Source organism: Pseudomonas lactucae (assembly GCF_036688725.1).
GTDB classification, from domain to species: domain Bacteria; phylum Pseudomonadota; class Gammaproteobacteria; order Pseudomonadales; family Pseudomonadaceae; genus Aquipseudomonas; species Aquipseudomonas lactucae.
Map to the genome: position 1 here is coordinate 41789 of NZ_JAQQPT010000003.1, position 18199 is coordinate 59987.

The following is an 18199-nucleotide window of genomic DNA, read 5'->3' on the forward strand; positions in this document are numbered from 1 at the left end:
TGTTGTTCTCTGCGACCGAATGCGCACCACCTTAAGTGCGCTCGGCGATGCCCAAGTAGCCTGGTTGCGCCATTGTCATGCTTGATGTCGACACGCAGGCAATCCGCCCGCCCCGTTCGTGGGTGTCGGTGGCTGTCGGCTCAATCACAACGCCGGATGCTCGCGCAGGTGCTCGACCAGGAAATCAACCAGGCTGCGCACACGAATCGGTGCCTTGAGGCCTTCGCGATAGACCACCTGCACCGGCAGCGACGCGGTCTCGTAGGCGCCCAACACAGGGCGCAGCCGCCCGCTCTGCAAATAGTCGTACAGCGGATAACTTTCACACCGCACCAGCCCGGCACCCTGGGCGGCAGCGCTGATGGCCGCCTGGACGGTGGAGCAACCGAGGTGAGGGCGCGCCTTGAACAGGCAGGTCTCGGCACCGACCTGGAACGGCCATTGCACCTTGTCCTGATGGGCCTGCACGGCGATCAGCCGATGCCGCAGCAGGTCCTCCGGAACCAGGGGCTCGCCATGGATGGCCAGGTACGCTGGGCTGGCGCAGACGATCGAGCGCACCTGCCCGACCGGGCGTGCGATCAATGAGGAACTGGGCAAATGGCCCATCACCACCGCCACATCCACGCCTTCCTCATGCAGGTTGACGACGCGGTCATGGTAATGCGCAAAGAGCCGCACCTGCGGGTACAGGTCCATGTAGCGTGTGAGCATCGGCGCCATGACATAACGACTGAACAGCAACGGCAGATGCACCCGCAGACTGCCTTGTGCCTGCACGTGCAAGCCCTTGGCGCAGACTTCGGCCTGCTCGATATCATCGAGGATGCGCGAACAGTCGGCCATGAACGCCGCACCGGCCTCGGTCAGCGCAACGCCCCGTGTGCTGCGTACCACCAGCGGCACGCCAAGCCGCGACTCCAGACGGGCGATGGCGCGTACCAGCGTCGGGCCGGAGACATTCAGAAAGCGCGCCGCCGAGGCCAGGCTGGGGCGCTGCGACAAGGCGCGGAACATCCGCATCTCATGGTAGCGGTCCATCAAGCGGCGCCAGGCTTCACAGGTTTGAGCCTGAAATCCTCGCGCAGGCGCTCGACCAGAAAGTCCACGCAGGTGCGCACCTTGGCCGGCACCCTCGGGGTGTTCTGGTACACCACATGAATCGGCAACGCGGCAGGCTCGAACGCTTCGAGCACCAGGTCCAGTTCGCCATCGGCCACGCGTTGCGCCACTTGATACGACAACACCCGGGTCAGCCCCCAGCCCTCACGGGCGACATGGATCGCCGCCTGGTTGGCGCTGACCACCAAGCGCGGCTCCACGCGCACGCTCAGTGGCCCGGCGTCACTGCTGAAGTGCCAGTCGCTCAACAACGTGCTGGCGCTGGACATCACCACGTTGGCGCGGCTCAAATCCTGTGGATGGCTGGGCCGGCCGTGCCGTGCGAAATATTCCGGCGCGCCGCAGATCACCTGGCGCACCTCGCCCACCTTGATCGCCTGTTGCTGGCAGTCGTGCAGATGGCCGATGCGGATGGCCACATCGATCCCTTCATCCGACAGGTTCACCAGCCGGTCGACCAGCAAGGCGTTGACCTGCACGGCGGGGAAGAGGTCGAGGTAATCGGTCAGCAACGGTGCGATGTAGAGTTCGCCGAACAGCACCGGCGCGGTCACCGTGAGGTGACCGCGCGGCAACGAGTAGCCGCCCGAGGCGGATTGCTCGGCCTCGTCCAGTTCACTCAGGATACGCCGACAATCTTCCAGGTAGCGCTGGCCGGCTTCGGTCAGGTGCAGGCTGCGCGTGGTTCGCGCCAGCAACTGCGTGCCGATGCGCTCCTCCATGGCCGCAATGGCCCGCGTCACGCTCGGCGCGGAAATATGCAGGCGACGCGCTGCGGCGGCGAAACCCTCTTCTTCCGCGACGCTGACAAACACCTGCATTTCTTGAAAGCGATCCATGGCAAACCCGTTGTGGTGGTGTGAATCACGCCTGTTGCAGGCCTATCGCGGTGCGCTGCATGCCGACAAAACCGGGCAACGCTTCAACGCTGCTCAGCCACGCACGCACCTGCGGGTAGTCGCTCAAGTCGACATTGCCTTCCGGCGCGTGGGACACGTAAGTGTAGGCGGCGATATCGGCGATGGTCGGCTTGTCGCCGGCCAGGAACGCACTGTCGCCCAATTCTTGCTCCATGACTTTGAGCAAGGCATGGGAGCGCGCGATCGCGTCCTCGGCGTTATACGCTGCCCCGAACACTGTGATCAACCGCGCCGTGGCAGGACCCGCACTGATCTGGCCGGCCGCTACCGACAACCAGCGCTGCACCTTGGCCTGCGCCAGCGCATCGGCGGGCAGCCATTGGCCGTTGCCATATTTGACGGCGAGGTAGGTGAGGATCGCATTCGAGTCGGCCAGCACCGTGCCGCTGTCGTCAATCACCGGCACCTGGCCGAAGCGATTGAGGGCCAGAAATTCGGGGGCCTTGTGCGCGCCGTTGGCAAGGTCCACCGAGATCAGCTCGACGGGCAAGCCCAGCAACGACAGCATCAGCTCGACCCGATGGGCGTGGCCGGACAGGGGGTGGCGGTACAGTTTGATCGCGTTCAGGGACATGACGTGCTCCATTACCAAGGTTGGGTTGACGACGCGTTGTGCGTCGGTGGCGCTATGTTCAGCTACGGCGTTCAACAGCGGAATAACCACGGTTTACAGTTCAGCATTTCAGAATCCGCAACAATCGACGGCACGGCGGGCGCTCAGATATCCAGCACCAACGGCTCACTGCCCTGGGCCGGCACGGCGCAGCAGATCAACACTTCGTTGTGTGCCAAAGGCTCGGCCGGGGTGTTGAGGTAATGCACCTGGCCACGGCTCAAGGTGGATTTGCAGGTACCGCACGAGCCGCCGCGACAACTGAACTCCGGGTTGAGGCCACGGGCTTCGGCCAACTCCAGCAAGGTGCCGGTGCCGGGTTCCCAGCGCGCTTCCTTGCCGGAGGTGGCAAACAGCACTTTCACCGGTTCGCTGGAGACCGGCGGCTGTGGCGGTGCCGTCACGCTGACCTCAGCGTCGCGCACCAGCGTGGACGGCCCGAAGGTTTCCGCATGAATGCGCTCGTCCGGGATACGCAAACCGCGCAGGCCGTCGTACAGCGCCTGGGTGAAGGTACCGGGGCCGCACAGGTAATAGTCGTAGTCGTCCAACGGCAGCACTGACTTGAGCAGCGCGAGGTCGATCCTGCCCACCGCGTCGTAGCCCTCCCCCGGCCCCGAACCAGGCGCCTGACTGACGACCCGCAGCCAGCGCAGCTTGTCGCCGGCCCGCGCCACCAAGGCCTTTAGCTCATCGGCGAACGCCAACGCCTCTTGGGTGCGTGCGCTTTGGATCAGCCAGGTCGGGCGCATGCGGTTGATGCGCTTGCCCTCGTACACCACCTCGCGCAGCATCGACAGCAATGGCGTGATCCCCACACCCGCGCCCAGCAGCACCAACGGTCGACGCTCGGCGGGCCGCACCGTGAAGTGCCCCTGCGGCGCCCGCGCCTCCAGCCGATCGCCGACCTGAAGCTGTTCATGCAAGTACGACGACACTGCGCCGTCGCGCTTGACGCTGATGCGCAGGAATTCATCGGATGGCGCACTGGAGACGCTGTAGGTGCGAATCATCGCCCCCGCATGGCCCGGCAACGTCACGCGCACCGGCAGGTGTTGCCCTGGCACATACACGGGCAGCCCGGCACCGTCGTCGGCATGCAGGTAAAACGAGCGGATGTGAGCACTCTCATCAACCACCCGCGCCACCCGCAGCGCCCGCCATTGGGCGCTGAGGGCCTGGGCCTTGAGCCGTTCGGCGGTCTGTGACCAGTTACCCGTCATCAATGAACTGGGAGACACCCCTTCGGCCTGGTCCTCCCAGCGCAACCCGAGCGCGGCCTTGCGGTAGACGCTGCGTTGCGGGGTAAACCGCCACAGCCGCTCGGCGCCCTGGAACGCGGCGATTTCGGGGTCATCCAGCAGCACCTGGGCGCTGCCGCTCATCTGTAGCAAGTCACCGCTGCCAAAGTCGACGAACGTCAGGCCAGCACGCGGGTTCAGCAAAATATTGCCCAGGGTGTTGAAGAACAGGTTGCCGGAGAAATCCGGAATGGTCAGGCTGCCGTCCGCCTCCATGCGCACGAAGCCCGACAGCCCGCCACGGTGGGATGCATCAACCTGCGTCTGGCCGTCACGGATCACGTAAGTGGCCACGTAGAATGAGTCCGCCGTGGTCACCAGGCGTCGGATCAGCGGGTCGTTGGCGGGTAATTCGATGGCCGCGCCGGGCAGCTCGTCGACCACGCGGTATTGACGCAGGTTGATATAACGCGGGCAGTTGCCGTAGGCCTGGGTGACTTCGATCTCAACGCCCTGCTTGAGTTGCCGACGCACAATGCCGTTCATGCGGTTACGGCGCCGGGTATGCAACTCGATGCCCAGCATGCCGATGGCGCGCCCTTCGCCCAAGCCCTCCTGGGCCGGGTCCTGGGGCTGTGGCGCCAGCGCAATCCGCAGGGTATGCGGGGTGGGTGAGTGCATGAAGCCCGGCTGCCCGCTGCGCAGGGTCGCCCACACATCCCCCTGGCGATCCACACTGCCCAGCACCACAAAGGGCAGTTGCCCATAGAATTCGCGGTGCTGGTCCGGCATCCAGTCACGAGCCATTTGCCGCTGGCCCACGCCGGCCATCATGTCTACCGCGCCAACCGTGCGTTGCAAGGCCAGCTCGCCTTCGTGCCAGGGTGAGGCCGGCAGTGTCGAGATCTCGTCCATTGGTGCTCTCCTCGGTCGCGCCTCGGGTTAAGCAAGCACGGCGCGCGGTTGGATTTTTGCGCTATCGGGTCGTGGACGGAACCTGCACGAATGGCAATTCAGTGTTTCAGTGCCTGAAAGGATGTCGGCGAGATGGGATATCCCTGTGATACCTATCGTGGTTACGATGGTCGTCGATTCGTAATGGAGGCACACCATGGACCTGAAATTCAGTCACGTCGACGTACTGGTCGCCAACCTTGAAGAGGCCTGTACCTACTACGCGCAAATCCTCAAGGCGCGTATTTCCAAGACGTTCGTCTGGGACCGTGGCGGCCTGCATGTGCGTTATGCCGTGGCGCTGATGGGCCAGGAGCGCTTCATGCTGGTTCAGCCGATCGCGGGCAACCTGCGGGAGCTGTTGGACGCCCATGGCGAAGGCATGATTTATCGCCATTGCTACACGACGCCGGACATTGAGGTCGCCTATGACGAACTGATGGCCTCGGGCGTGCAACCCGAAGATGAGAACGGCCGGCCACTGGCGAAGGCAAACCTGCAAACGCCGGCCGGCGGGCGCATTATCTGGCTGCCCAAGCGCTTTGGGCATTTCTCCATCGAGATTCTGGAAGAGAAAGGCCTGGAGGCTTTCATCGAGGCGGCGTTTGCCGATTGAGGGCACTCTGCGCCCGCACAGCAGTCTGTTCCTACACCTACCCCTTGCCCGTTGGAGTTCCCATGATCATTGTTCACCACCTCAACAACTCACGTTCGCAGCGCATCCTCTGGCTGCTCGAAGAGCTTGGCCTGCCCTACGAAATCAAGCGCTACCAACGCGACCCGAAGACCAACCTCGCACCGCCTGAACTCAAGGCGATCAATGCGCTGGGCAAGTCGCCGGTGATCGAAGACGCAGGCAAGGTGGTGATCGAGTCCGGCGCCATCGTCGACTACCTGATCCGCCGTCATGGCGCAGGCCGTCTGCAACCGGACCCGGCGAGCGCGGACTACGATCAGTACGTGCAGTGGCTGCACTTCGCCGAAGGCTCGGCCATGCTGCCGCTGATGCTCAACCTGTACGTGGGGCGGCTGGGTGATGCCGGTGCGCCGTTGCATCCGCGGATTGAATCGGAAGTGGCCAACTACCTCGGTTATCTCAACGACGCGCTGGCAACGACGCCGTACCTTTTGGGCGATGAGCTGAGCGGCGCGGATATCCAGATGAGCTTTATCGGCGAAATCGCCAAGGCCCAGGGCAAGCTGCAGGCCTACCCGCATCTGGCGGCGTGGGTGCAGCGGTTCCAGGCGCGGCCGGCGTATCGCCAGGCGCTGGAACAGGGTGGCGAGTATGCGTTTGCCAAATAGATAACAGGCACTCAGTTGTGGCTGCTATCGGAGCATCTGCCACAACGACGCCCCTACCCCGGTGATGCTCTCCCCGGCAATCAACCCCGCCGCTGCGGTAATCGCGAAGCGCTCGGTGAGGCTCGGCCAGCGGCAGCTCACCAGCCAGGTCAGTATCGCGCCCAGCGCCATCATCAGCGATACCGACGCTGGCAACACAAAGGCCAGCCCCAGTGCGGCGGCACTGGGCAGGTAACGGGAGCGGTGCGCGGGCAACAGGCTGTCAAACGCCCCCAATAGCACGCCTAGCACCGCGCCAATGGCAATCGCCCAGCGGATACTCAGCGACAACGAATCCAGCCCATGGGTGAGGGTTTGCGCCACGGCTTTCCAGGTCGCCACCGCCGGTGCCGGCCATTGCTCGGTGAGCAACATGGACTGCGGATCGGGAATCAGCGCCAGGTAGGCGAACACGCCGACGATGCTGCCGATGAAAATCCCCAGGATCTGCGCGATCACCTGCTTGTGCGGCGTGGCGCCAATCGCCTTGCCTACCTTGAAGTCGTTCATCAGGTCGGTGCACTGTCCGGCCGAGCCGCCGGCGGTGTTGGCGCTCATCAGGTTGATCGGCACCTGGCCGGGCGCGACAATGCCGAAACTCAGTTGGGACAATTGCCCGATGGCGCCAATCGGCGGAATGCCGGTGGCTCCCACTACACGGGCGGCCACGGCGGCCAGGCAAATCGCCAAGGGGATGGTCAATAACGCCATCCACAGGTTGATGCCGAACAACAGCGCCTGCAGGCTCACCACGAATGCAATCGACAACACGAAGCCTGCGGCGGGCCCAGGTTTTGGCAGAGTCCAGATGGCGCTACCGCCGGCCTTGGTGGAGGAGCGCAACGCCCACAGACGGATCGTTAACGACGCCAACGTCGAACACACCATCAGGCTCACGCCCGGCCACAACAGCCACTCCACCAAAGCGGCGAACTGCGGGCCTGTGCTGCCTGGCGGCAAAGTCACCAAGCCTTGCGCCAGTAGCCAAGGACCCAGGCCGCCCCAGGCGAGCAAGGCACCGAGCAACAGGGTCAGGCCGACGCGAATACCGATGATGCCGCCAAACCCCAGCAGCAACAGTGAAGGATCGGCCGTGAAGGTCAGGCGCTCCAGCTGGGCCGTTGGCGACAGGCGCGGGAAGGCCCACAAAAAGGTATCCACCCACTTCACCAAACCGGACAACAACGCGGCGCTGAGCAACACCTTAAGGCGTGTCGCAGCTTCGCGGCCGTGGTTATAGATATGCAGCAGGGTTTCCAGAGTGGCCATGCCTTCGGGGAATTTCAGCGCCTTGTCATTGAGGAGCGACGGCCGCAGGTACCAGGCGATCCAGATGCCCAGGAAACTCACCGAAAACACCCAAGCGATCATCGGTAGCGCGTCCAGTTGGTGTCCGGTCAGCAGGGTGTAGGCCGGGATCGGCGCCACCAGCCCGCCTGAGATAATTGAGGCGGCGGCCGAAGCGACTGTCTGGTTGATATTGCTTTCATGCAGCGTCCACGGCAGTTGCCCGGACGAGCGCTTGGCCAGGCCCTGAAAGATCGCATACCCCACCAACAGAGCAATGATCGACATGTTGAACGACCAGCCGATCTTCAGGCCGGCGTACACGTTGGAAGGGGTGAGCAGGATCCCGAGCAGCGTCCCCATGATGACGGCGCGCAGGCTGAGTTCGCGTTCGACGGGGGCGTGCCGGGCAAGGGCTGGCGAGGCTGAAAGCATGCGGATTCCTTTCGGCGATGAAACAGGGCGACCTGACAAGTGAGCCCTGTAGAGCGCGAAAGGTTCCTGGGCCAGCCGCTGACACACCCGCTTTTGTGGTGAGCGGGCTTGTCCCGCTCACCACAGAGACCTCAATCCCCACAAAAGCCCGCTCCCCTCTTCAAAGCCACGCAGCATCCCATAGCGAATAATCGCCTACCCGCTCCACCAAACCGGCTCGCAACGGGTTGGCAATGATGTAACGCGCCATCTTGCGAATATCATCCTCTGCACGCACCGCTCTATCGTGATAACCGGGTTGCCAGACACGCTCCTTGCTTTGACGGCGCCGGTTGATGTTTAGCGTACTGCGCGACTTGGTACGCCGCATCACATCGGCCAACCCCTGCTGCTTCAACTCGAACAACCAATGGATGTGGTCGGGCATGATGACCCAGGCCAGCGAATCGACCAGCCCCAGTTCGTGAACCTGCCGGAACTCGGCAACCAGCAGACGACCAAGATAAAGGTCCGTAAACAGGCGCTGACGATGATGAACGACGAGGGTGATGAGGTAGCTGCGGCTATGTTCCGAGTAACGACCGTGACGCAGACGGTGTGATTGAGGCGTAGGGCGCATTCCGTTGCTCTTGAGAGTCCTGAAGAGCTTTAACGCTAGCGCGTGGCGCGTAACGACCCCGTATCGCTTGATGACCGAATGTATCCATACCCTGTAGTGAGCGGGCTTGCCCCGCGCTGGGCTGCGAAGCGGCCCCATCCAAAACACCGTGTACTTCAGGTCAATCGCGGTATCGGGTTTTGGGGCCGCTGCGCAGCCCAGCGCGGGGCAAGCCCGCTCACTAAAGGTACCCGTTTGCCTTCTCCAACAGCCGCTGCACCCACGGCGCATCCTGGGTATTCACCACGCCATAGCGGTCCGGGGGAAAGAATCGCCAGTGATGTGCAACGTCGGTCAGGCGCTTGAGTTCATCGGCCGACAACCAATAGGCGGTGTGGGTCAGGGGCATCGATTCGCCGTCAAATCGACGACCCAGTACCAGGTTGGTGCGGGGCGCAAAGGCAATCGCCAGGTGCTGGCGGGGTTGCAGTTGTCTGTCCGCTGGCGGCATGTGCCCGACCCGGTTGTAGGTGAAGTCGCCGGGGTATTCGTCCCTGATCACCAGCCAGTGCCCCGCCGTGGTCATGGCGATAATCCATTGCGACACCCCGCTGCTCTGGGTGCGTTCAAGACGGCCGTTTTTCCATTGCATGAGGGCGTTGCAGTCCGGATCGAAATCCGAAGCCCACAGGCTGGTGGCCGACACCAGGGTGTGGCGTTCCAGCTCGATCACGCCCTGGTCCGGCATGGCTTGCCAGTAAAGGTTGATCGGGTCATGGGTATCGCGGCGGTAGTTACGCAGCGCCCAGGCGGCGGTGAATACCACCCCTGCCAGCGTCTGCCAGCCAAACGAGTCACCGATGAGGCGATCGACGTCCAACCCCGCCTCGAACACGGCGCGATACAGCAACAGGCTGAGTAAAAACACCAGGCTCGGCAGGTAGAGTCCAAAGCACAACGGCGGCGTTAACACGACAATCCAGTTGAAGCGGTGCCCGCTCGCATGCTCACGGGCCCAGGCCAGTTCCTGGGCGAGTATCGGCGCCTGTTCGCGCGGGCCAATGCCGGGATCAGGTGTATAGAAGCGCCAGTAGCGTGCGTTGGGATCGTCGTTCATGGCCCGCATCATGCCCGTGTGAGGCACCAAGATGAAGAAGTAAGTGAGCCGACCAAACAGCCATTGCCGAGATCCGCGCATAGTCATACGATGACTGACCACAATCAAAGCAATAAAGGTTCGCTCATGAATAAGCCCCTCATCCTGGCCGCCGCCATTGCCTGCGGCCTCGGCGCACATGCCAGTGCCGCCACCTTTGCCTACATCTCCAGCCCCGGCGATGGTTTGATTTCCCAATACCGCCTCGACGAAAGCAACGGTGCGCTGAGCCTGGTCGAGCAGGTAACGGCGGGTGATCAGGTCAACCCCATGGCGCTGAGCCCGGACGGCAAGACCCTGTTTGCCGCGTTACGGGTCAAGCCGTTTCAGGTGCAGGCGTTCAGCATTGACCCGGCCAGCGGGCATTTGACGCCAACGTCCAAGGCACCATTGGCCGACAGCATGGCCTACCTGGCCACCGACCGTGCCGGGCGTTATCTGCTCGCGGCGTCCTACGGTGCCGACCTGCTCAGCGTGCAGCCGGTCGACAAGGCCGAACCAATCCTCACCTACAAGACCGGCCTGCACGCGCACTCGCTGCGTACCGACCCGAGTAATCGCTTTGCCTACGCGGGCAACCTGGGCACCGACCATGTGCTGCAATACCGCTTCGACGCCAACACCGGCGCACTCACGCCGATCGGCACGGGCTTCGTGAGCGTGCCGGCCAATACCGGCCCTCGGCACCTGGCGTTTTCGGCCGATGGCAAATACCTGTATGTAGTCGGCGAAATGAGCGGCACCGTGACCGCGTTCGCCATCGACGACAGCACCGGCGCGCTGACCCAGATCGGCGTGGCCAACGGCATCCCCGCGCGCTTGAACCTGGCCCACGGCGAAGTGCGCGACGCGCGTAACAATGATTTGAAGGACGACCCGACGCCACGGATCTGGGCCGCCGACCTGCGCCTGTCGCCGGATGGCAAGCTGCTGCTGATGAGTGAACGCACCAGCAGTTCGGTGTCGGCGTTTGCAGTGGATACGGCCACAGGCGGCCTGCGCTTTCTCGACAATTACCCGGTGGCCGAGAAACAGCCACGCAATATCGCGTTTTCGCCCAACGGGCAGTGGTTGTTGGTGACGGGTGAAAAAAGCGACACGGTCGGTGCCTATGCGGTCAGCGCCAACGGGGCGCTGAAACGGGTGGCGCAAGCCGCGTCGGGCAAGGGGGCGTTGTGGATTGAGGTGTTGCGTACCCAGGCGAAGTAACCCTCAGTACCATTCGCGAACGATGCAGCTCAAAAATGTGTGAGCCGGGCTTGCCCCGCTCACCACAACAGCAAATTCGCCATGGACCTTTCGCTCTTCGGGCGATTTTGACCTTCAGCCCAAACGAAACCGCGCGGTGTTGTCGCTCAACGCCTGGCTGCCCTTGCTCAGGGTGTCCGCCGCACGATTGACTGCCCGCGCGCCGTCCAGCAAGCGCCCTGCCGCCTGGTCGACCTGCTGGATATTGCCGCTCACTTCGTCCGCCGTCGCCGCTTGCTCCTCCACCGCCGTGGCAATTTGCGCCAGGGTGTCGGTGACGTTCTGCACCGCGCCGGCAATCTCGCCCAACCGCGCGCCCAGGCCGGTGACGGATTCAGCATCGGTGAGTGCTTGTTCGCACGCGGCGCCCATGAGGGTGACCGCCTGGCTGACAGTCGCACGCAGGCTGTCCACGGTGCCGGCGATCTGCGCCGTGGAAGCCTGGGTGCGTTGTGACAGGCTGCGCACTTCATCGGCCACCACCGCAAAGCCCCTGCCCTGCTCACCGGCACGCGCCGCCTCGATCGCCGCATTGAGCGCCAGCAGGTTGGTCTGTTCGGCAATGCCGCGAATGGTGTCGACCACCGACTGAATCTGCTGCCCCTGCTGACTTACTTGCTGCAACGCCTCGGCGGTGTCGGTGAGGCGTTGGTTAAGCTGCTGGATGCTCGCCGTGGTGCGCTGGCTGTCGCGGCTGCTGTCTTCGGCGATGCGCCGGGTTTGCTGGGCGCTGCCCGAGGCCTGTTCGCAGCTTCTGGCGACGCCCATGGACGTGGCGGCCAACTGCGTGGCGGCGGCGGCGATCTGGCTGATCTGATGTTGCTGGTCTTCGACTTCGGTGAGGGTGCTGCCCGATTGCGAATTGAGCGTGAGCACGGCAGAGCCGAGTTGCTGAGTCTCGTGATTGACCCCGAGCAGGCTGGTGCGCAGTTGCACCACCGCCACGTTCAATGCCGTGCTGATGACGGCCAGTTCGTCGCGCCCCTGCACCGCCACTTCCACACACAGGTTACCGTCACGCAGGGATTCAGCCAGGGTGGTGATGCCACTGGCACTGCGGCGGATGGAGGCTTGCAGGCACATGAACAGGTACAGCGCGGCCAAGGCCAGCAGGCTGAACGTCAGCGCCAGGGGAATGAAGCGCTGGTTGGCGTGGTTGTGGTAGTAGCTCAAGCGCGCGTCCAGGGAGGTGAGCGACTGCACGCGCAGCGCGCCGAGCGAGGCGAGCGTGGCGTCGACACTGCGCTCGAAGCTGGCGGTGTCAAGCTTGATACTGCCGCCGAACACGCCGTCATCGAGCACTTTGAGTTCGTTATCCAACAGCTGCAGGCTGTTGTCGTACTGCGCGGTCCAGGGTTGCATGCCGTCGAACTGCTTGGCTTTGAGCGCCGTCGCAGCCTTGGCCAACTGATCGCGCGCGTCGCCAATGCGGCTGCGCAGGTCGCGCATCTGCAAGCGGCTTTGCAGGGTGAACTGCCCGGACGCAATGGATGACTGCCCGACACTCGCCATACGGCCGATGCGCTCGATCAGGTCCGGCGTCTGTTGCGTGCCCATCTGCATCAGCATGTAGGTTTCCAGCCAGGGATCGAGAATCAGGCCGGCGTCCAGGGTGATCTGCTCGCGCAGGGTCTGCATGGCGCTCAGGGCCGAGGTGAAACGGTCGTAACCGTCCGGCCACCAGCCCACGGTACGCAGAGACTCGGAGTCCATGCCCTTGACCGTGGCCTGCAACGCATCGAAGCGCGCGAGAATATCGGCGCTGGCGTTCTGGGCTTTGAGTGCCTCGCCCAAGGCTTGCAGGCTTTGCTGGATCAGCGGGAAATTGGCATCGACCTTGTCCATGGCTGCCTTCGCCGCCGGCGTCGGGGCGTGCAGGATGTCCGCAGCCTTCCAGCGCGCGGCCAGGTTGCGCTGCGCGGTCAGTTGCCCGTCCAGCGTGTCCAGGGCCAACAGTTGGCGAACGCCGGACTGCTCGTTGGAAATCACGCTTAATTTGTCGCGATAGTCCTGCCCGATCATCCACAGGCTACCGGCCAGGGGCAGCATGAACAGGAAAAACAGAATCTGGAATTTACGTGCGAATCCGAAACGTCCGAGCAGGCGGATACCGGGTGATAACAAGCTGTGCATGTCCGACCACTCCCAAAAACAACCCACACAATTAAATGGCGGGCCAAGCCTTGAAATGACTAACGGCAAAATGCCATGTCATTGATTAGCTTGGCACTAGCAAGATACGGGCCGCCGGCACGGAGCCCTGAAACAGGGCGCTCGGTGTGCTTATGGAGCCGGTGGCGCGCACGAAAATGGGGCAAAAGCACTCAGCGTCGACAAGGCCGCTGTAACCGACGGAGACGCTGCCCGAGGTGCCTCCCTGAACACCTTCAGTCACAGACACGTTATCGGCCGCGAACCGATCAAACTTGAAGGGCTGGACCTGTGATTCGCAAGGCCGGTTGCAACGCCCTATTTGGCGTGCATGTAGCGATCAAGCCAGCAATTGAGTGATCCACCGAATCTGCCGGGCAATCTCTTGCAGCTTCGCCTCGGGTACCGTCTGCCGCGCCTGTTCAAAGCCGGCCAGGGTCTTGCGCTTGAGGCGCAACGCGCGCTGCCACTTGGCCAGGAAGACCGGTGTGCGCGCCTGCAATTGCAGCGGGCCGAAATACAATTCTTCAGCGCTATACACCACCGGCTCCGAGCGCTCGGCGACGATGATTTCGTAGTAAAAACGCTGTTCGTGCAGCAGGTCTTCACTGACGATACGGTAGCCGTTGCGCATCAACCACGCGCGCAGCGGTTGCTCGCCACCATTGGGTTGCAGGATCAGTCGTTCATCGCCGCGCAGGTGGGACTTGCCGGCTTCGAGAATGTCACGGATCGTCTCGCCGCCCATGCCGCACAGGCTGACGACGCTGATGCGGTCGTCGGCGCCGATGGCTGACAAGCCATCCGCCAGGCGCACGGTGATCTGCGGTTCCAGGCCGTTGTCCCGCACGGTACGCTCGGCCGCCTGGAACGGCGTGGCGGCCACCTCCCCCGCCACGGCCGCCTCGATCACGCCACGGCGCAACAACGCCACCGGCAGGTAGGCGTGGTCCGAGCCGATGTCGGCCAGGCGCGCGCCGTTCGGGACATACGCCGCCACGCGCTCCAGACGCTGGGACAATGTGTGTTCGTTCAACCTCGGGTCCTTGTCATTCGCCGGAAAACCGATCCCGGCTGTTGGTCAGGTGCAGCACCATTGCCGCCCGCGCGGCGTCCGGGTCCTGGCGTTTGATCGCATTGTAAATGGCCTCATGCTCCAGGTTCGCCAATTGCCCAAGCTTGGCAAAGTCCGCACCGCCGCGTTCGGCGCCCTTGACCTGGGTACGCGGAATCATCGCATTGCCCAGGTGCTGCATGATTTCGCTGAAAAACGTATTGCCGGTGGCCTCGGCGATCAACTGGTGAAAGCGCTTGTCCTCGTCCACGCAACTGTCGTTGTTGGCCAGGGAAGACTGGTAATCATCCAGCGCCTGGCGCATGTGGGCCAGCTGCGTATCGCTGCGGCGCAGCGCGGCCAGTGCCACCGCTTGTACCTCCAGGCCCAGGCGCAACTCGAGCATGTTGCGCACACTGGCGACCGTGTCCACATGCAGGCGCAAACCTTGTTGGGCGCGCGGTTCCAGCACGAAGGTGCCGATGCCGTGACGCGTCTCCACCAACCCCGAGGCCTGTAACTTGGACAGCGCCTCGCGCACCACCGTCCGGCTGACGCCGTGTTCAAGCACGATGGTGGATTCGGACGGCAATTTTTCACCGGGTTTCAACTGCCCGAGCAGGATGCGCTGGGTCAGGTCGTCGACCACGCCTTGGGCCAGGTTGCTGGAACGCTTACGCATGGGCGACGGGCTTTCATTGGGCATTGCGACAAGTCCACGGGGCTGGGCTGGAGGGAGCTTAACACTCTGATCGGTGACATCGCTGGGGATTTAGTAAAGCGCTCAACTTGTATGACAACCAATCTATAAACGCTTCCTGCCGGTCAGCATCAAAACCATCACGCCCAATAAAAAACCCTCTAGCCCCGGCATAAAACCCAATGAACATTGACAAATAACCAAAACACGCATCCAAACGGGCGCCTTATAAAAATAAAAAGCACCAGCCCGGATTGCGGCTCCTGGAGAAGCACTTGTATGATGTCTATCAACAAGACACACAAACCCGCATAAAAATAATCCAGGGGGAGTTTTGAATTGTGACTAATTCAATCCACGCAGCTACCGCTCCAAGCAGTGATCCGGTCCTCGCACGCGCCGTGCGCAAAGTGAAGGGCCACGTGCTCCCACTGTTCGTGATCATGTTCATCCTCAATTACATCGACCGGGTCAATATCGGCTTTGTGCGCACGCACATGGAGCATGACCTGGGCATCGGCGCGGCGGCCTATGGCTTCGGTGCCGGGCTGTTCTTCATCGGTTATGCGCTCTTCGAAGTGCCCTCCAACATGCTGCTGCAGAAGGTCGGCGCGCGTATCTGGTTGACCCGCATCATGTTCACCTGGGGCATCGTCGCGACGATGATGGCGTTCATCCAGAACGAAACCCACTTCTACATCCTGCGCTTTCTGCTGGGTGTGGCCGAAGCCGGTTTCTTCCCTGGGGTGATCTACTACTTCACCCGTTGGTTGCCGGGCGTGGAGCGCGGCAAGGCCATTGCGATTTTCCTCAGCGGCTCGGCAGTAGCGTCGTTGATCTCGGGCCCGCTGTCGGGGGCGCTGTTGCAGATCGAAGGCTTTGGTTTCCACGGCTGGCAATGGATGTTCGCCCTCGAAGGCCTGGCCTCGGTGGTGATCGGCTTTTTTGTGTGGTTCTGGCTCGACTCCAAACCCCACGATGCCAAATGGATGACCCGCGAAGAACAGGACGCACTGGTCGACGCCATCGACGAGGAACAACGCCAGCGCGAGGCGCTGACCAGCGTCAAGCCAACCCTTGGCAAGCTGCTCAAGGACCGTCAGATCCTGCTGTTTTGCGCGCTGTACTTCTGCATCCAGTTGACCATTTACGCGGCGACTTTCTGGCTGCCGAGCATCATCAAGAAGATGGGTGATTTGAGCGACGTGCAGGTGGGCTTCTTCAACTCGATCCCGTGGCTGATCTCGATCATCGCCATGTATGCCTTCGCGTCGCTGTCGGGCAAGTTCAAGTTCCAGCAGGCCTGGGTGGCGGCAGCCTTGTTGATTGCGGCGGCGGGCATGTTCATGTCCACCACCGGCGGGCCCATTTTCGCGTTCGTGGCGATCTGCTTTGCGGCCATCGGTTTCAAGTCGGCGTCTTCGCTGTTCTGGCCGATCCCCCAGGGCTACCTGGATGTGCGCATCGCGGCGGCAGTGATCGCGCTGATCAACTCCATCGGCAACCTCGGCGGCTTCGTCGCACCGACCACTTTCGGCTTCCTGGAACAGACCACCGGTTCGATCCAGGGCGGCCTCTACGGCCTGGCCGGCACCTCGGTACTGGCGGCGATCCTGGTGTTCTTCGCCAGGACCGCGCCCTCTGCCGCAGTGCATTCGCCAAGCGCGGCGCCCACCGGCGCTGCCGCCAGCAAACCTCTTTGAGCACTTAAGGAAACTTGCCATGAATACCCCAGTTGTCACGCACTTGCAGGTCATTCCCGTCGCCGGCCACGACAGCATGCTGCTTAACCTCAGCGGCGCCCACGGGCCTTATTTCACGCGCAATATCGTCATCCTCAAGGACAGCTGCGGCAACACCGGCGTGGGCGAAGTGCCCGGCGGCGAGCGCATCCGCGAAACCCTGGAAGACGCACGCAGCCTGGTGATCGGCCAGCCGATCGGCCACTACCAGCGCATTCTCAACCAGATGCGCAGCACCTTTGCATCACGCGACGCGGCCGGGCGCGGCCAGCAGACCTTTGACCTGCGCATCACCATCCACGCCGTCACCGCGATGGAAGCCGCCCTGCTCGACTTGCTGGGGCAGTTCCTCGAGGTACCCGTGGCCGCCCTGCTCGGTGAAGGCCAGCAGCGCGACGCGGTGAAAATGCTCGGTTACCTGTTTTATGTCGGCGACCGCAACGCCACCGACCTGGCCTACCGCAGCGAAGCGGACGCCGACGACGATTGGTTCCGCCTGCGCCATGAAACCGCCCTCACCCCCGAGGCCGTGGTGCGCTTGGCCGAGGCCGCCAAAGCCAAGTACGGCTTCAATGACTTCAAGCTCAAGGGCGGTGTACTGAGTGGCGACGCGGAAATCGAGGCGGTCACCGCCCTGGCCGAACGTTTCCCCGATGCACGCATCACCCTCGACCCGAATGGCGCCTGGTCGCTCAAGGAAGCCATCCGCCTGTGCCGCGACCAGCATCACGTGCTCGCCTACGCCGAAGACCCGTGCGGCGCCGAAAACGGTTACTCGGGCCGCGAAGTGATGGCCGAATTCCGCCGCGCCACGGGCCTCAAGACCGCCACCAACATGATCGCCACCGACTGGCGCGAAATGGGCCACGCGATCCAGCTGCAATCGGTGGACATCCCGCTGGCCGACCCGCACTTCTGGACGATGCAAGGCTCGGTGCGCGTGGCACAGATATGCCATGAGTGGGGCCTGACCTGGGGTTCGCACTCCAACAACCACTTCGACATTTCCCTGGCCATGTTCACCCAGGTGGCCGCCGCCGCGCCGGGCGACATCACCGCCATCGACACCCACTGGATCTGGCAGGACGGCCAACGCCTGACCCGTGAACCACTGAAAATCGAAGGCGGTTACGTGAAGGTGCCGGCCAAACCGGGCCTGGGCGTGGACATCGACATGGACGCCGTGGCCAAGGCCCACGAGCTGTACCAAGGTATGGGCCTCGGCGCGCGGGATGACAGCGTGGCGATGCAGTTCCTGATTCCAGGCTGGCGTTTTAACAACAAGCAGCCTTGCCTGGTGCGCTGAGCAAGCGGTGTTGGATCAGATCGAGTACATATCCGTTTCTGCGGTAACGGCGGCTATAGGTTCCGCCCTTACGGCGGCTCACTTTTGAACAGCCGGAATGCCGGCCCAGTCAAAAGTAAGCAAAACGCTCTTGCCCCAACACTCGGCACCTCGCTTAGGCTCGGTGTGCCCGTAATCCGACATTGATTTGGGGGGCCGCCGCCCCGCGCCATCCATGGCGCGGGGCGGCTAAACCGGCATCCCTGCCGGTTTGCCCCCCAAATCAATATCGAATTGCGGCCAGCGTGTTTGACGGGGCGCCTGAGATCAAGATCAAAAGCCAGAGCAG

The 18199-nt window shown here is 62.9% G+C and carries 15 protein-coding genes; 5 read left to right on the plus strand and 10 right to left on the minus strand.

Going from position 1 to position 18199, the window contains the following annotated elements; all coding sequences use genetic code 11:
- Nucleotides 1-144 precede the first annotated feature (144 nt).
- The 4 genes from V6M90_RS03770 to V6M90_RS03785 form a co-directional block, all read right to left on the minus strand.
- The gene (locus tag V6M90_RS03770) at nt 145-1041 is read right to left on the minus strand and encodes a LysR substrate-binding domain-containing protein (RefSeq protein WP_003175156.1); all 897 of its coding nucleotides are present in this window, start codon (nt 1039-1041) and stop codon (nt 145-147) included.
- Complete coding sequence (locus tag V6M90_RS03775; protein ID WP_332846099.1) at nt 1041-1961, minus strand: LysR family transcriptional regulator; 921 nt, start codon at nt 1959-1961, stop codon at nt 1041-1043. Before V6M90_RS03775 ends, V6M90_RS03770 begins: the two co-directional genes overlap by 1 nt.
- Before the next feature lie 25 nt (nt 1962-1986).
- On the minus strand, nt 1987-2616 hold the full coding sequence (locus V6M90_RS03780; RefSeq protein ID WP_003175158.1) for a glutathione S-transferase family protein: 630 nt from the start codon (nt 2614-2616) through the stop codon (nt 1987-1989).
- A gap of 143 nt (nt 2617-2759) precedes the next feature.
- Nucleotides 2760-4811 (minus strand): 2Fe-2S iron-sulfur cluster-binding protein, encoded by a 2052-nt coding sequence (locus V6M90_RS03785; RefSeq protein ID WP_332846100.1) that lies wholly within the window; start codon nt 4809-4811, stop codon nt 2760-2762.
- A 196-nt stretch (nt 4812-5007) separates the two neighbouring features.
- On the opposite strand from V6M90_RS03785, the gene V6M90_RS03790 reads away from it, so the two are divergent.
- The gene (locus V6M90_RS03790) at nt 5008-5466 is read left to right on the plus strand and encodes a VOC family protein (RefSeq protein WP_003175160.1); all 459 of its coding nucleotides are present in this window, start codon (nt 5008-5010) and stop codon (nt 5464-5466) included.
- A gap of 62 nt (nt 5467-5528) precedes the next feature.
- Entirely contained in the window at nt 5529-6155 is a 627-nt protein-coding gene (locus tag V6M90_RS03795) for a glutathione S-transferase family protein (protein ID WP_078733974.1), read from the plus strand.
- Between the two features lie 24 nt (nt 6156-6179).
- Here the strand turns inward: V6M90_RS03795 and V6M90_RS03800 are convergent, their stop codons facing one another.
- From V6M90_RS03800 to V6M90_RS03810, 3 genes are all read right to left on the minus strand, one after another.
- The gene (locus V6M90_RS03800) at nt 6180-7916 is read right to left on the minus strand and encodes an OPT family oligopeptide transporter (RefSeq protein ID WP_332846101.1); all 1737 of its coding nucleotides are present in this window, start codon (nt 7914-7916) and stop codon (nt 6180-6182) included.
- 160 nt (nt 7917-8076) lie between these two features.
- Nucleotides 8077-8535 (minus strand): REP-associated tyrosine transposase, encoded by a 459-nt coding sequence (locus tag V6M90_RS03805; RefSeq protein ID WP_332846102.1) that lies wholly within the window; start codon nt 8533-8535, stop codon nt 8077-8079.
- A 220-nt stretch (nt 8536-8755) separates the two neighbouring features.
- A complete protein-coding gene (locus V6M90_RS03810) occupies nt 8756-9631 on the minus strand; it encodes a hypothetical protein (RefSeq protein ID WP_042945904.1) in 876 nt (291 codons plus the stop codon).
- A gap of 126 nt (nt 9632-9757) precedes the next feature.
- On the opposite strand from V6M90_RS03810, the gene V6M90_RS03815 reads away from it, so the two are divergent.
- Nucleotides 9758-10879 carry a lactonase family protein gene (locus tag V6M90_RS03815; RefSeq protein ID WP_305427534.1) on the plus strand — a complete coding sequence of 374 codons (1122 nt, stop codon included), beginning with the start codon at nt 9758-9760 and terminating at the stop codon, nt 10877-10879.
- A 114-nt stretch (nt 10880-10993) separates the two neighbouring features.
- Here V6M90_RS03815 and V6M90_RS03820 read toward each other — a convergent pair whose 3' ends face one another.
- The 3 genes from V6M90_RS03820 to V6M90_RS03830 all read right to left on the minus strand — a co-directional run bounded on the left by V6M90_RS03820 (nt 10994) and on the right by V6M90_RS03830 (nt 14829).
- Nucleotides 10994-13051: a methyl-accepting chemotaxis protein gene (locus V6M90_RS03820; RefSeq protein WP_078733976.1), complete on the minus strand. Its 2058-nt coding sequence runs from the start codon at nt 13049-13051 to the stop codon at nt 10994-10996.
- A gap of 358 nt (nt 13052-13409) precedes the next feature.
- Nucleotides 13410-14105 carry a tRNA (adenine(22)-N(1))-methyltransferase gene (locus V6M90_RS03825; RefSeq protein WP_332846103.1) on the minus strand — a complete coding sequence of 232 codons (696 nt, stop codon included), beginning with the start codon at nt 14103-14105 and terminating at the stop codon, nt 13410-13412.
- A gap of 13 nt (nt 14106-14118) precedes the next feature.
- Nucleotides 14119-14829, minus strand: coding sequence for a FadR/GntR family transcriptional regulator (locus V6M90_RS03830; protein WP_078733978.1), 711 nt, complete (start codon nt 14827-14829; stop codon nt 14119-14121).
- A gap of 335 nt (nt 14830-15164) precedes the next feature.
- On the opposite strand from V6M90_RS03830, the gene V6M90_RS03835 reads away from it, so the two are divergent.
- Together V6M90_RS03835 and gudD are read left to right on the plus strand one after the other, a co-directional pair.
- Nucleotides 15165-16526, plus strand: coding sequence for an MFS transporter (locus V6M90_RS03835; protein WP_003175167.1), 1362 nt, complete (start codon nt 15165-15167; stop codon nt 16524-16526).
- A gap of 19 nt (nt 16527-16545) precedes the next feature.
- Nucleotides 16546-17871, plus strand: a complete 1326-nt coding sequence (gene gudD, locus V6M90_RS03840) for a glucarate dehydratase (protein ID WP_332846104.1) — start codon at nt 16546-16548, stop codon at nt 17869-17871.
- Nucleotides 17872-18199: the final 328 nt, after the last annotated feature.

Bases quoted from the DNA above. Each gene is read 5' to 3' on its own strand.
- V6M90_RS03770 (WP_003175156.1), bottom strand. From the start codon at position 1,041: ATGGACCGCTACCATGAGATGCGGATGTTCCGCGCCTTGTCGCAGCGC.
- V6M90_RS03775 (WP_332846099.1), bottom strand. From the start codon at position 1,961: ATGGATCGCTTTCAAGAAATGCAGGTGTTTGTCAGCGTCGCGGAAGAA.
- V6M90_RS03780 (WP_003175158.1), bottom strand. From the start codon at position 2,616: ATGTCCCTGAACGCGATCAAACTGTACCGCCACCCCCTGTCCGGCCAC.
- V6M90_RS03785 (WP_332846100.1), bottom strand. From the start codon at position 4,811: ATGGACGAGATCTCGACACTGCCGGCCTCACCCTGGCACGAAGGCGAG.
- V6M90_RS03790 (WP_003175160.1), top strand. From the start codon at position 5,008: ATGGACCTGAAATTCAGTCACGTCGACGTACTGGTCGCCAACCTTGAA.
- V6M90_RS03795 (WP_078733974.1), top strand. From the start codon at position 5,529: ATGATCATTGTTCACCACCTCAACAACTCACGTTCGCAGCGCATCCTC.
- V6M90_RS03800 (WP_332846101.1), bottom strand. From the start codon at position 7,916: ATGCTTTCAGCCTCGCCAGCCCTTGCCCGGCACGCCCCCGTCGAACGC.
- V6M90_RS03805 (WP_332846102.1), bottom strand. From the start codon at position 8,535: ATGCGCCCTACGCCTCAATCACACCGTCTGCGTCACGGTCGTTACTCG.
- V6M90_RS03810 (WP_042945904.1), bottom strand. From the start codon at position 9,631: ATGAACGACGATCCCAACGCACGCTACTGGCGCTTCTATACACCTGAT.
- V6M90_RS03815 (WP_305427534.1), top strand. From the start codon at position 9,758: ATGAATAAGCCCCTCATCCTGGCCGCCGCCATTGCCTGCGGCCTCGGC.
- V6M90_RS03820 (WP_078733976.1), bottom strand. From the start codon at position 13,051: ATGCACAGCTTGTTATCACCCGGTATCCGCCTGCTCGGACGTTTCGGA.
- V6M90_RS03830 (WP_078733978.1), bottom strand. From the start codon at position 14,829: ATGCCCAATGAAAGCCCGTCGCCCATGCGTAAGCGTTCCAGCAACCTG.
- gudD (WP_332846104.1), top strand. From the start codon at position 16,546: ATGAATACCCCAGTTGTCACGCACTTGCAGGTCATTCCCGTCGCCGGC.